The sequence below is a fragment of the Streptomyces sp. MH60 genome, from assembly GCF_002939385.1.
In the GTDB taxonomy this organism is placed as follows: Bacteria; Actinomycetota; Actinomycetes; order Streptomycetales; family Streptomycetaceae; genus Streptomyces.
In genome coordinates, this window is the sequence record NZ_MULI01000031.1 from 1 (window position 1) to 13,093 (window position 13,093).

The window sequence follows — 13,093 nt, forward strand, 5'->3', positions numbered from 1 at the left end:
CGGCTCCGGCGCCCACTTCAGCACCGGCACCCGCTCCGGCGTCGTCTGAGCCCTTCGTGCCCCCTGCCGCGTCCTCCCTTCCGGCTTCCCCCGCGCCGACGCCCGCGCCCGCGGCCCCGCGGGTCCCCGCGCCCGCGCCGGTGCACTCCGCACCCGCGGCTCCCGCCGCCCCGGCGGACGACGCGTCCTCGCTCCGCGGCCGCACGGTTGCGATGACCCGTATCCGCCGGGCCATCGGCAACAACCTGAAGAAGGCGCTGCTGGAGCAGGCGCAGCTCACCTCGACGGTCGAGGCCGACGTCACCCGGCTGATGCGCCTGCGGAACCGGGCGAAGGACGGGTTCCTGGCCCGCGAGGGACTCAAGCTCTCCCCCATGCCCTTCTTCGTCAAGGCGGCCGCCCAGGCGCTGAAGGCGCATCCGGTGGTCAACGCCCGGATCAACGAGGACGAGGGGACCATCACCTACTTCGACACCGAGAACATCGGGATCGCGGTCGACACGGAGGCCGGTCTGATGACCCCGGTCGTCAAGGCGGCCGGTGACCTCACCGTCGCCGGGCTCGCCCGGGCCGTCCACGACCTCGCCGACCGGGCCCGCGGTGGTCACCTGACCCCCGACGACGTGTCGGGCGCGACCTTCACGATCTCCAACACCGGTTCGCGCGGCGCGCTGTTCGACACCGTCATCGTGCCGCCGAACCAGGCCGCGATCCTCGGCGTGGGCGCCACGGTCAGGAGGCCGGGGGTCGTGCGCGTCGGTGACGAGGAGGTCATCGGCGTCCGGGACCTGGTGCACCTGTCGCTGTCGTACGACCACCGGCTGGTGGACGGGGCGGACGCGGCCCGCTACCTGACGGCGGTCAAGGCGCTCCTGGAGTCGGCGGCGTTCGAGGACGACCTGTACCCCGACGCCGCTGCGTGAGCGAGGAAAGCCGGTGCGGGCGACGCCCGCACCGGCTTTTCCGTCGGCGGCGGATGCCGCGGAGGCGGAGCTTGACGGCGCCCGCGCGCGTCACCGTCGGGGGACGGTCGGGTGGGCCACCAGGTCGTGGACCCGGACCCAGGCGGTGACGGTGCCGCCCTCTTCCCTGCGCTGCACAGGAGGGGGCGCGTGGCGCAGCATGGCGTCGATCCGCTCGTCGCCGGCCAGGAAGAGACCGTAGAGCGTCGTCCAGCCGCCGGCCCGCGCGTGCTCGCCCAGGTGGTGGAGCAGGCGGGTGCCGAGTCCACGGCCCTGCCAGGAGTCCTCGACCAGCAGCGCCGCCTCGACGGCCGTGTGAACCGGCATCAGATGGCCCACGGCGACGATGCGGCCGGTGGCGCCCAGGGCGGCCAGGTGTACCGATCCGGGGCGGGACAGCAGAGTGGGCACATACGTGCGGGGGTCGGCCATCGCCCGGTGGTAGCGGCTCCACAGGGTCCGCGGCGAGCAGCGGCGGTGCATCGCCACGGTGCGGGCGAGTTGGCCGGGGCCTATCGGGATGATCCGCGGTTCGCGGCGCATGAGTCCGTCCTTGGGCGGCCGGGAACCGGGTGCGCGACACGCACACGGTGCGGGGTCGGGGAAGGGCCGGCGGTGCACCGCCGGCCCTTCGATCACCGGGTGCGCTCTCAGCGCACCGAGCGGGCGGCGTCCTCGATGACGCCGGTGACCTTTCCGGGGTGCGAGACGCTCACCGCGTGGGACGATCGCACCTCCGTGGTGCGGGCACCGGCCCGCCGGGCCATGAACTCCTGGGCGGCGGGCGGGATGTTGAGGTCCTGGGTGGCGACCAGAACCCAGGAGGGGATGGTCTTCCAGGCCGGTTCGGCCGCTCCCTCGCCCAAGGCCTCCTGGGTGACCGGACGTTGGGTGACGGTCATGAGGTCGGTCTTGTTGCGGGGCACGTCGGCCGCGAACTGATGGCGGAACTTGTCGTTCTGGATGTAGAGGTCGGTGCCCGGGGAACCGTCGGCGTTCGTCACCGGCACGGGGCGCAGCGCCTCGCCGAGGGTGCTGCCGGGGAACCGTCCGGACAGGTCGACCGCGCTCTCGCCCTTCTCGGGGAGGAAGGCGGCAAGGTAGACCAGCGCCTTGACGTTCTTGTTGCCGGTGGCGGCGTTGCTGATGACCGACCCGCCGTACGAGTGACCGGCGAGCACGACGGGGCCCTCGATTCCGGCCAGGACGTCCTTGAGGTAGGCGGAGTCGCCGCTCAGGGAGCGCAGCGGGTTGGCGACGGCGACGACCGGGTAGCCGTCGTGCCGGAGCCTGTCGATGACGCCGTTCCAGCTCGTGGAGTCGGCGAACGCACCGTGGACCAGGACGACGGTGGGCTTGTCGCCGCGGTCGGCGGGGCCGCCCTTGTCGGCGGAGGCCGGGGCGATCGTGGTGGCGAGCAGGCCGGCGGCGACACCGGCGCCGGCCAGGACGGTCATCGTCGTGTGGGTTCGGCTTATGCGGGAGGTGCGGTTCATGTCGCATGCCTTTCGGGCGGGATCGTGATCGGTGTTCGCGGCACCCATGGGGCTGCTCGCGGGAGAGGGCGGGCGCTCGGGCCGACGGGGCGTGGGTGCGCGGTGCCGACCGCCGCGGGGGCGGGCCGGTCCCGCCGGCCGTACGTTGTGTCGCCTTTTCACCTTTGAGACCGGAGACCCGCCCCATGCGTGACATGGTGTGAAGATGACCTCTGCCGGGGTGCGTCACCTCGGGGGTTCAGGACCCGTGTCGACCGGTGATCGACTCGTGCTCGGTCGCCGTGGGCTTGGGGACCTGCGTGCCGGGGCCGTAGAGGAAGCCGCTGAGCCCGCTGCGCAGGCGCTGTGTGCGACGGGGCACGGCACCGTCCCCCTCGCGCGCGGACGCGGCGTCCAGGGGCCGGTACTGCTCGTACGCGGTCAGTGTGTGCAGTCGCGCCGGGTCGAGGGGTTCGTGCACCTCGACGTACTCGCCGTGCGGCAGGCGCTTGATGACGCCGGTCTCGCGGCCGTGCAGCACCAGGTCGCGGTCCCGTCGCTGGAGTCCCAGTGCCACGCGCTTGGTGACGAGGAAGGCCAGGACCGGGACGACGAGGAGGCCGACCCGCACGGCCCAGGTCACGTCGTTGACGGACACGTGCAGGCGGGTGGCGATGATGTCGTTGGCGGCACCGATCAGGGCCACCGAGTAGACACTGAGCCAGGCCACGCCGAGGGCGGTGCGCACCGGGCGGTTGCGGGGACGGTCCAGCAGGTGATGCTCGCTGTCGTCGTCCGTGACCCAGGCCTCCAGGAACGGATAGGCCCCCATGGCCAGGAAGAGCAGCACCCCGGTCAGCAGCGGCAGGAGGTTGTCCAGGGCCAGGGTGTGGCCCCAGAAGTCGATCTCCCAGCCGGGCATGACGCGCAGCAGTCCGTCGGCGACGCCCATGTACCAGTCGGGCTGGGATCCGGCGGAGACCTGGTCGGGGCGGAAGGGGCCGTAGTCCCAGACGGGGTTGATCTCGGCGACGGCGGCCATGAAGAAGATCACGCCGGTCACGAGGAAGAAGTAGCCGGCGGCCTTCACGGCGTACACCTTGGCCGGGAGACCGACGACGTTGTCGCGGGTGCGGCCGGGTCCGGGGTACTGCGCGGGCCGGTGGCGCAGGGCCAGGACCACGTAGCCGACGATGAGGACGACCATGAGTGCGGGGATGACCAGGACGTGCAGGGCGTTGAAGCGGGCGATCAGGTCGTCGCCGGGGAACTCACCGCCGAAGAGGAAGAACGACAGGTAGGTCCCGACGACGGGGATCGACAGGATCGTGCCGTTCACGACCTGGAGGCCGGTGCCGGACAGCAGGTCGCCCGGCAGGTCGTAGCCGGTCAGACCCGCGAACATCGCCAGGACGAGCAGTCCGAATCCCAGCACCCAGTTCAGCTCCCGCGGCTTGCGGAACGCGCCGGTGAAGAAGATCCGCAGCAGGTGGGCGAGGACGGCGGCGACGAAGACCAGGGCAGCCCAGTGGTGTGCCTGGCGGACGAGCAGGCCGCCGCGGACGTCGAAGGAGATGTGCAGGGTCGAGTCGAAGGCCTCCGACACCAACTGCCCGCGCAAGGGGGTGTAGTCGCCCTGGTAGACCACGAGGTCGGAGGAGGGGTGGAAGTAGAAGCTCAGATAGACACCGGTGATCAGCAGGATCACGAAACTGTAGAGCGCGATCTCACCGAGCATGAACGACCAGTGATCGGGGAAGACCAGGCGCCGGACGGAGCGCGCGCCACGGCGTCGGCCCAGCCGGCTGTCCGCCCATCGGGCGAGCCTCTCCCCCGTGCGCTCCTGCTCCGGCTCCACCGGCCGGCTGTCGTGGCCCATCTCTTCACCCTTCGTTTCTGCGTCACCCGCGGCTCACCGGCGCCGCGGTGGCGGGCTTGGCCGCGGATCCGCGGCAGTGGCGCGGCGCGAGGGCTTCCGGCCGCCGTGCGCCCGTGGCGGGGGTGTGGGGGCCCTCGCGGATCGCCCGACCGGGAAGACCGTCCGGCACACGTATGGCGCGATGAATCCGACTCATCCGGCACCGTGCTGTTCGGCATGATTCGTGTGTTGCTGTCGTCACCATGACCGGCGAGACGGCGCGGGTGTGACATGCGCGGTGTCACCCGGGCACGACAGCGGCGGGACGGCCCCGGCGTGGCCCGCGCCCGGGTCCGGGCGTCAGCGGGACACGACGTTCTCCAGCTCCTCACCCGCGGCGAAACGGCTCAACTGGCGTCGGACGAGCTGTTCGAGACGGGGCCACAGGGAAGACGTGAACGCGCCGACGTGCGGCGTGATCAGCACGCCGGGTGTCTCCCGCAGCGGATGTCCCGGCGGGAGCGGCTCGGGGTCGGTCACGTCGAGCGCGGCCCGCAACCGGCCCTCGTGGGCCTCCTTGAGCAGGGCATCGGTGTCGACCACGGCCCCGCGTGCCACGTTGACGAGCAGGGCGCCGTCCTTCATGCGGGCCAGCATGCCCGCGTCGAAGAGCTGACGGGTCTGCGGGGTCAGCGGGGTGGACAGCACGACGACATCGGCGTCGGCCACGAGCCGGGGCAGGTGTGCGGCGGAGCGGACGGGGCCCCGGGGTGCGCCCCGGTCCGCGCCGGCGACGCGGGTCACCGCGCATCCGAAGGGCACCAGGAGCTCCTCCAGCGCGGAGCCGACGGCGCCGTAGCCGACGATGAGCACGGACAGCCCGTACAGGGACGGGAAGACCTCCGGTCTCCACGTCCCGCCGTCCTGGGCGCGGACCGACTCCGGTATGCCCCGCAGCGAGGCGAGGATCAGGGTCAGGGCCAGTTCGGCCGTGCTCGGAGCGGGGGCCTTGCCCGCGTTGCACAGGGTCACGGGGCGGGCGAGCCGGTCCAGCTCCGCGCGCAGTTCGTCCGTGCCGGAACTGAGGGCCTGCACCGCACGCAGACGTGTCATGCGGGGCAGGGGCCTGCCGATGACACCGATGTCCTTGGTCAGCGGCGGGGCGTAGAACTCCACCTCCGCCGGGTCCGACGGGAAGGCCGAACGGCCGTCCCAGCGGGCGTACTCCAGTCCTGGTGGCAGGTCGGCGAGATCGGCGAACTGGGCGGGCAGCCATACCTGCGGGGTTCTCACGGTCATGACGGCGTGTTCTGCTTTCCCTCCGGGTTCCGCGAGCCGGAACCCGGAGGACTGACTGCGTGTGCCACGCACTTGTGACAGCCCGCCCCCGTGACGGGCATCACCTCGGACCCGCTCGGGCCGGGCCCCTCGCGGGGCACCCGCTGTCACAGGCCCGGTTCACACGTTGTCTAGCTGGACATGCACCCCGTCATCACCGAAGCACCGGTGTCCCGGCCGGACCCGGACTCCTACGCCGTGACCGCCGAGTTCTACGACATCCTTCAGGCCGACCGGGACGCGGCACGCGTCCGCGACCTCTACGGCCGACACGTCGCGCGGGCCCGTCGCGGTGTGCTGGACATCGGTGCCGGGACCGGCCGGGTCACGCTGATGAGCCTGGCCGAGTCCGCGGTCGACGTGCACGCGGTGGAGCCCGCGCGAGCCATGCGCACCTCCCTGCTCACCCGCCTCGCCACCCTGCCCGCGCGTCAGCGCGAGCGCGTGACCGTGCACCCGTACGCCCTGGACGAGGCGGCGCTGTACGCGGCCGCGGACGTGGCCGTGTGCCACAACACGGTCGCCTGTCTCCCCCCGGCCGCGCGGGACGCGCTGTGGCCCGCGGTCCATGCGGCCCTGGCCCCCGGGGGCACGCTCTTCCTGGAGCCGCCGCCCGCGCTGCTGCCCCCTCGCGACATCGTGCGCCGCCTGCCGGAGCAGCGGGTGGGCGCGCACGTGTACGGCGGACGCATGACGATGTCCGCGGCGGGATACCGCATCCGCACACGTGTCGACTACTGGGTGCGCAGTGGACGGCGTGTGCTGCGGGAGCACACGGAGTCGTTCTGGATGTGGCCCGCCTCGCGCGCTCGGATCGTTGACGACCTGGCACGGCACGGCTTCGTCCCGCTGCCGGGGCACGGTGATCCGCGTGTTCTGGCCGTGACGCGGCCGGTCCGCCGGTGAACCGGCGGGCGGGGCGGGCGGCGAACTCCCGGAGCACAGGGCCGGGTGGGCCCGTGCCACGGTGTCACAACGCGTGTCGTCGCCCGGTCTGAAGAGTGACCGGACCACTCGGTCCGTGTGCGCCTCACAGACTGGGACGGGGATCTCATGCCGCGTGCGAAGACGTTCGTGATCGTCGGGGGCGGCCTGGCCGCCGGCAAGGCCGCGGAGGAGCTGCGCGAGCACGGCCACGACGGGCCGCTTCTCGTGATCGGGGACGAGCGGGAACGACCGTACATCCGGCCGCCGCTGTCCAAGGGGTACCTGCTGGGCAAGGAGGACCGCGAGTCCCTCCACGTGCACCCCGAGAGCTGGTACCGGGAGCACGACGTCGATCTGCTCCTGGGCACGAGCGTGACGTCCGTCGACGCGCGTGGCCGGGCGGTGACGCTGGACGACGGCCGGCGCCTGCCCTACGCCGGTCTGCTGCTGGCCACCGGTTCCTCGCCGCGCCGCCTGTCGGTGCCGGGCGCGGACCTGGAGGGCGTGCTGTACCTGCGGCGCGTGGGCGACAGCGAGCGCCTCAAGGAGGCGTTCACCGAAGGCGCCCGGATCGTGGTGGTCGGCGGTGGCTGGATCGGGCTGGAGACGGCGGCGGCGGCCCGGGCGGCCGGCGCGGAGGTGACCGTGCTGGAGCACGGTGAGCTGCCTCTGCTGAAGGTCCTGGGCCGGGAGGCGGCCGAGGTCTTCGCCGGTCTGCACCGGGAGCACGGTGTGAACCTGCGGCCTCGTGCGGAGATCGAGGCCGTCACCGGAACCGGGGGCCGCGTCGACGGGGTCCGGCTCGCCGACGGAACCCACCTGCCCGCCGACGCCGTGGTCGTGGGGGTGGGCATCACGCCCAACGTCCGCCTGGCCGAGGAGGCGGGCCTCGACGTGCGCAACGGCATCGTGACGGACGCCCATCTGCGGACCTCCGCCGCCGGTGTCCACGCCGCCGGCGACGTCGCCAACGCCTACCACCCCCGGTTCGGCCGGCACCTGCGCGTGGAGCACTGGGCCAACGCGCTGCACCAGCCCCGTACCGCCGCGCTGAGCATGCTCGGCCACGACGCGGTGTACGACCGGCTGCCGTACTTCTACACCGACCAGTACGACCTCGGCATGGAGTACACCGGGTACACCGAACCGGGCGGTTACGACCGCGTCGTCTTCCGCGGGTCGCGCGAGGAGCGGCGGTTCCTCGCGTTCTGGATGTCCGGCGACCGGGTGCTGGCGGGGATGAGCGTCAACCTGTGGGACGTCATCGGGACGATCCGCGCCCTGGTCGAGTCGCGCGCGGAGACGGACGACGCCGCCCTCGCCGACCCCTCGGTCCCGCTGGAGAGCCTGCTTCCCCCGCACGCGCGACCGGCGGGAGACCAGGCGTGACCGACAGCGCTCCCGCACCGCTGCGCCCGATGCCGGACGACTGGCGGCGGGCCCTGGCCGTGGTGGCCCACCCCGACGACCTCGAGTACGGGTGCTCGGCCGCCGTGGCCTCCTGGGTGGCCGACGGCAGGCAGGTCACGTACGTGCTCGCCACCCGCGGGGAGGCCGGCATCGACACCCTGGATCCCGGGCGGGCCGGCGCCCTGCGGGAGGCGGAGCAGCGGGCCGCCGCCGCGGCGGTCGGTGTCCGTGCGGTGGAGTTCCTGGACCACCGGGACGGTGTGATCGAGTACGGCGTCTCCCTGCGCCGCGACATCGCCGCCGCTGTACGGCGTCACCGGCCGGAGCTGGTGATCACGCTGAACCACCGGGACACGTGGGCCGCCGGGGCCTGGAACACCCCGGACCACGTGGCGGTGGGGCGCGCCGTGCTGGACGCGGCGGCGGACGCGGGCAACCGCTGGATCTTCCCGGAACTGGCCGGACAGGGGCTGCCGCCCTGGAACGGTGTCCGCTGGGTGGCCGTCGCCAACTCACCGACGCCGTCCCACGCCGTGTCCGCCGAGGCGGGCTTCGAACAGGGCGTCCAGTCCCTGCTGCGGCACCGGACCTATCTCGAATCCCTGACCGAGGAGGACCCCGAGACGTACGCGCGCCGCTTCCTGGGCGAGAGCACCGGCGTCCACCGCGCACGATTCGCCGGCACTCCCGCCGTCGCCTTCGAACTGTTCAGCCGATGACCGGGCGCCCGCGCACCCCGCGCGCCTCTCGTCGGCATTCCCGCCCGCCGCACGCGCCGCACGGGCCCGTGCCGAGGAAGGACCGATCATGACGTACGACTCCCCCGCCGTCCTGGACGCCGGACCGTCCGACGGCGTCGATCCGGACGAGTTCGTGCGCGCCGCCGTGCGCTGGCACTTCGACCCGGAGACCGGCTCCCGCTACTGGCTGGACCGGGCCGAACGGCTCGCCTTCGATCCGCGGCGGGACGTCAAGGGCGTGGACGACCTGGCGCTCTTCCCCGACCTGAGCGACGAACTGCGCCAGGTCCCGGTGGCGGACCTGATTCCTCGGGGCTACGGCGGCGACGCCCGACTGCTCAACGTCTTCGACAGCGGCGGGACGACCGGGGCGCCCAAGCGGGTCGTCCAGCTCGACGACTGGATGCGGCACAGCACCGCACAGGTCGACAGGCGTCTGCGGGAGCACGGCCTGCCCGTCGGTGCCCAGTGGCTGACCGTGGCGCCGACCGGTCCGCATCTGGTGGGGGACGTGCTGCAACGGGCGGCGGCCTCGCTCGGCGGCCCGGGACTGAGCATCGACATGGACCCCCGGTGGGTGCGGAAGCTGATCGCCACGGGCCGCGGCGACGAGGTCGAGTCCTACACCGACCACCTCGTCGAACAGTGCCGGCGGATCCTGCTGACCCAGGACATCGGGGTACTGGCCGCCACCACGCCCCTGCTGGAGCGCTTCGCCCGCGAGGACGACCTCCTGGAGCGGATCAACGGTTCGGTTCGGGCCATCGTCTGGGGCGGCACCCACATGGACCCCGACACCCGTCACCTGCTGGCCACGGAGGTCTTCCCCGAGGTGCCGCTGATCGGCATGTACGGCAACACCATGATGCTCACCGCGCTGCTCGAACGCCCCGGTCTGGACGCCTCGCAGCCCTGCGTCTTCGACCCGGTGTCGCCGTACGTGTTCCTGTCGGTCGTCGACCCCGCCACCGGGGAGCGCGTCGGGTTCGGCGAGCGGGGCCAGGTGATCGTCAGCCACGTCAGCAAGTCGATGCTCATCCCCCACAACGCCGAGCGCGACACGGCCGTGCGCGTCCGGCCCGCGGGCGGTCAGGCGGGCGACGCCGTGGCGGACGTGGCGCCGGTGCCCACGGTGCGGGGCGAGGCCGTGATCGAGGGCGTGTACTGATGGCCGCCGCCGATGTCGCCGCGCCGGTGTACCTGGACGCCCTGGGCCCCCGCGGCCCGTACCGCACCCGTGTGCCGGACACCGTGACGGATGTGTCCGGTGCCGAGGTGGCGCGGCTGAGCCTGGTGCCGCCGGTGTACGTCGACCGGACGCTGGCCGCGCTGCGCAAGGCCGGGCCGGTCCCGGCGGCCGGCCTGGACGCGCTGCTGGAGGCGGCCGCCGAGGAGTTCGCCACCGGCACCGTCGGCGGGCTGGGCGTGCGCGAGTACGAGTACCTGGTCAGCCGCACCTCCGGTACCCCGCTGACCGTGGTGCGCGACGCGACCCGCGGCACGGCGGGGTTCGTCGCCCGCGCCCGTGCCTCCGCCGAGCAGGGCAGGCCGCGCGGAACGGTCCGGGACCGCCGGGATCCCTCCCCCGGGTCCGGGCACGCCGTGTGGGCCCGCCGGGGCGAGGTGTTCGCGGTCAACGCCTCCGGCAATCATCCGGGGGTCCACCGGCTGTGGCTGGAGGCGCTGGCCCTCGGCTACCGCGTGGCCGTACGGCCGTCGCGGCGCGAGCCGTTCACCCCGCACCGCCTGGTCGGCGCGCTGCACCGGGCGGGCGTCGGCCGGGACCGGCTGGCGCTGCTGCCCACGGACCACCGGACCGCGCAGACGCTGATCCGCGGCGCCGACCGCGCGGTGGTGTACGGCGGTGACGAGGTCGTCGCCCGCTACGCCCATGACGCCCGCGTGCTGCCCCAGGGGCCCGGCCGGACGAAGATCCTCATCACGGCGGACACGGACTGGCGGGAGCACCTGGACACCATCGTCGCCTCCGTCGCCGACGAGGCCGGCACCGCGTGCGTCAACACCACCGCCGTCCTCGTCGAGGGCGACCCGGCACCGCTCGCCGAGGCCCTCGCGGCGCGCCTGTCCCCACTGCCCGGTCTGCCGCCGCAGGACGCCCGGGCGGTTCTCCCGGTGTACCCGCTGGACCGGGCCCTGGCCCTCGACTCCTACCTGAGGTCGGTGGCGGCGGGGACCCGCGCCTGGCTCGGCGGTGACGGCGTCGTCGACGACCTCGGGGACGGAAGTGCCGTCCTGCGGCCGGCCGTCCATCAGGTCGCCGACGCCGGTGCCCCGCAGGTGCGGACCGAACTCCCCTTCCCCTGTGTGTGGGTGGCGCCCTGGAGCCGCTCGGACGGAATCGCCCCGCTGCGCGGGACACTCGTGCTCTCCGTCCTCTCCCGCGATCGTGCGCTGCTCGACGCGCTGGTGGCGGAACCCTCCATCGCCAACGTGTACGCCGGTGACCACCCGACGTACTGGATGGCTCCGGGAGTGCCCCACGACGGCTACCTGTCGGACTTCCTGATGCGCGGCAAGGCCGTGGTCGGGCTCGGGTTCGAAGTCGGGTGACAACGGTCAGTGGGGCAGCAGCAGCATCACGGCCGTCCCCAGCGACATCGCGCCGTCGCGCACGTACCCGTACGGGTCCGTCGCGGCGGCGCGGTGCGCGGGGCCCGTGGCGGTCCGTAGTGCGGGCATGGGGCGCGTCAACGACCGCAGGGCGCAACCGAGGAGATACACCGTCAGTCCGACGGTGACCAGGGTCGCCGTCGTCGAGGCGCCCGCGGCATGGCCATGGGCCGCGGTGTGGTGCGCGGCCGGGACGCTCGCGGCGGCCACCGTTTCGGAGGCGGCGGCGCCGGGCGGGGTCCGCGACATCCAGGCCATCGCCGCCATCCCGACGGCGGGCGTCAGCCGGTCGGCGAACACCGCCGCCGTACGGGCGGTCAGCAGGAACCACAGCGTGGCGGCGGTGAAGAACACCGTCGCGGCCCGGCCGGGCAGGGGCGGGCCGAGACTCCAGGGCATCGACGCCATGGCCGCCGCCATGGTGAAGTGCAGGAGGAGATCCAGACGGTCACGGCGGACCGCACCCGGTGACCGGACACCGTGCCACAGCACGTGCAGGGCCACTGCGGCGAACAACAGCGTCAGCATGCCGTGCACGGCATCGAGAGCCGGCGTCCTGTCCGACACGGTGTGCCCCTTCTGGTCCCTGGCGGTTCGCTGTCCTGACCGGGTGCGCGATCGATCCGTGACAGGGCACGGCCCCGGGCGGGCGAGACGGCCGGACACAAGGGTCTGCCGACGACGGTGCGGGGCCGAGGGAGACCCGTTGCCACGGTGTGCCACCCGTGGGATCCGGGTGCAGGCGTGCGCCCGCCCCTCCGCCGACGCGCCCGTCCGTGCCCGCTTGTAGCATGGGGTGCACGAGGCCAGAAGGGATGTTCCATGCACGCTGGCGCCCCACCCGGCACCCTTGACCAGGCGACGAAGGACTTCCTCTCGGCGCGCCCGCAGCTCTTCGGTATCGCGTACCGGGTCCTGGGCAGTGCGGCGGAGGCCGAGGACGTCGTGCAGGAGGCCTGGCTGCGGTGGCAGAGCACCGACCGTTCGAAGGTGCACGAACCGACTGCCTTCCTGACCACGGTCGCCACCAGGCTGGCGATCAACGTGGCCCAGTCCGCGCGGGTGCGCCGGGAGTCCTACGTCGGCCCCTGGCTTCCCGAGCCCGTCGACACCACGCAGGATCCGCACCTGGGCGCGGAGCGGGCGGAGGCCCTGGAGATGGCGGTCCTGCTGCTCCTGGAGAAGCTGAACCCCGTGGAGCGCGCCGCCTACGTGCTCCGGGAGGCGTTCGACTACCCCTACGGACGGATCGCCGAGATCCTGGAGACCAGCGAGGCCAACACCCGCCAGCTGGTGAGCCGGGGCCGCAAGCACCTGGCCGCCGAACGCAAGGAGGCCGTTACCCCGACAGCCCATCGGCGGCTGCTGGAGGTCTTCCTCTCCGCGGCGCGGACGGGCGACCTGTCGGTCCTGGAGGACGTGCTCACCGCCGACGTCGTCAGCTACACGGACGGCAACGGGATGCGCGGCGCGTCGAGGATCCCGGTCATCGGGCTGCCCCACGTCTCGCACTACCTCGTGGCCTTCGCTCCGCGCTTCTGGCCGCAGTCGCAGGTCCGGTGGGTCGAGGCGAACGGGCGGCCGGCCGTCCTGGTCCTCTCCGGCGAGGAGGCCGTCGCCCTGCTGACCGCCGACATCTCGGCGGACGGCATCGACCGGCTCATGTGGGTGATGAACCCGGCCAAACTGGCGCCCTACGTGGCCTCCCTGCGCGACTGACCTGCGGTCGGGGGTCCTCGGCCGCCGACGGGG

12 protein-coding genes are annotated in these 13,093 nt (G+C 73.1%); 7 read left to right on the forward strand and 5 right to left on the reverse strand.

The window, feature by feature from the left end; translation table 11 throughout:
- Window positions 1-923 (forward strand): 2-oxo acid dehydrogenase subunit E2 (locus BZZ08_RS20020; protein WP_104633694.1); only part of this gene is annotated, 923 nt, incomplete at its 5' end.
- 90 nt (window positions 924-1,013) lie between these two features.
- Here the strand turns inward: BZZ08_RS20020 and BZZ08_RS20025 are convergent.
- The 4 genes from BZZ08_RS20025 to BZZ08_RS20040 all read right to left on the reverse strand — a co-directional run bounded on the left by BZZ08_RS20025 (window position 1,014) and on the right by BZZ08_RS20040 (window position 5,594).
- Window positions 1,014-1,505, reverse strand: a complete 492-nt coding sequence (locus tag BZZ08_RS20025) for a GNAT family N-acetyltransferase (RefSeq protein ID WP_104633631.1) — start codon at window positions 1,503-1,505, stop codon at window positions 1,014-1,016.
- A 107-nt stretch (window positions 1,506-1,612) separates the two neighbouring features.
- Window positions 1,613-2,458, reverse strand: a complete 846-nt coding sequence (locus BZZ08_RS20030; protein WP_104633632.1) for an alpha/beta fold hydrolase — start codon at window positions 2,456-2,458, stop codon at window positions 1,613-1,615.
- A gap of 238 nt (window positions 2,459-2,696) precedes the next feature.
- Entirely contained in the window at window positions 2,697-4,316 is a 1,620-nt protein-coding gene (gene qcrB / locus BZZ08_RS20035; protein ID WP_104633633.1) for a cytochrome bc1 complex cytochrome b subunit, read from the reverse strand.
- A 339-nt stretch (window positions 4,317-4,655) separates the two neighbouring features.
- A complete protein-coding gene (locus BZZ08_RS20040; protein ID WP_104633634.1) occupies window positions 4,656-5,594 on the reverse strand; it encodes a 2-hydroxyacid dehydrogenase in 939 nt (312 codons plus the stop codon).
- A gap of 180 nt (window positions 5,595-5,774) precedes the next feature.
- Between BZZ08_RS20040 and BZZ08_RS20045 the strand changes: the two genes are divergently transcribed.
- From BZZ08_RS20045 to BZZ08_RS20065, 5 genes are all read left to right on the forward strand, one after another.
- Window positions 5,775-6,539 (forward strand): class I SAM-dependent methyltransferase, encoded by a 765-nt coding sequence (locus BZZ08_RS20045; RefSeq protein WP_104633635.1) that lies wholly within the window; start codon window positions 5,775-5,777, stop codon window positions 6,537-6,539.
- Between the two features lie 147 nt (window positions 6,540-6,686).
- Window positions 6,687-7,949 carry an NAD(P)/FAD-dependent oxidoreductase gene (locus BZZ08_RS20050; RefSeq protein ID WP_104633636.1) on the forward strand — a complete coding sequence of 421 codons (1,263 nt, stop codon included), beginning with the start codon at window positions 6,687-6,689 and terminating at the stop codon, window positions 7,947-7,949.
- Entirely contained in the window at window positions 7,946-8,689 is a 744-nt protein-coding gene (locus BZZ08_RS20055; protein ID WP_104633637.1) for a PIG-L deacetylase family protein, read from the forward strand. The genes BZZ08_RS20050 and BZZ08_RS20055 overlap by 4 nt, the downstream gene beginning before the upstream one ends.
- An 88-nt stretch (window positions 8,690-8,777) precedes the next feature.
- Window positions 8,778-9,878, forward strand: a complete 1,101-nt coding sequence (locus tag BZZ08_RS20060; protein ID WP_104633638.1) for an AMP-binding protein — start codon at window positions 8,778-8,780, stop codon at window positions 9,876-9,878.
- The gene (locus BZZ08_RS20065; protein WP_104633639.1) at window positions 9,878-11,281 is read left to right on the forward strand and encodes an aldehyde dehydrogenase family protein; all 1,404 of its coding nucleotides are present in this window, start codon (window positions 9,878-9,880) and stop codon (window positions 11,279-11,281) included. The genes BZZ08_RS20060 and BZZ08_RS20065 overlap by 1 nt, the downstream gene beginning before the upstream one ends.
- 6 nt (window positions 11,282-11,287) lie before the next feature.
- Here BZZ08_RS20065 and BZZ08_RS20070 read toward each other — a convergent pair whose 3' ends face one another.
- Window positions 11,288-11,908, reverse strand: a complete 621-nt coding sequence (locus tag BZZ08_RS20070; protein ID WP_104633640.1) for a DUF5134 domain-containing protein — start codon at window positions 11,906-11,908, stop codon at window positions 11,288-11,290.
- A gap of 255 nt (window positions 11,909-12,163) precedes the next feature.
- On the opposite strand from BZZ08_RS20070, the gene BZZ08_RS20075 reads away from it, so the two are divergent.
- Window positions 12,164-13,060 (forward strand): RNA polymerase sigma-70 factor, encoded by an 897-nt coding sequence (locus BZZ08_RS20075; protein WP_104633641.1) that lies wholly within the window; start codon window positions 12,164-12,166, stop codon window positions 13,058-13,060.
- The last annotated feature ends 33 nt before the right edge of the window (window positions 13,061-13,093 follow it).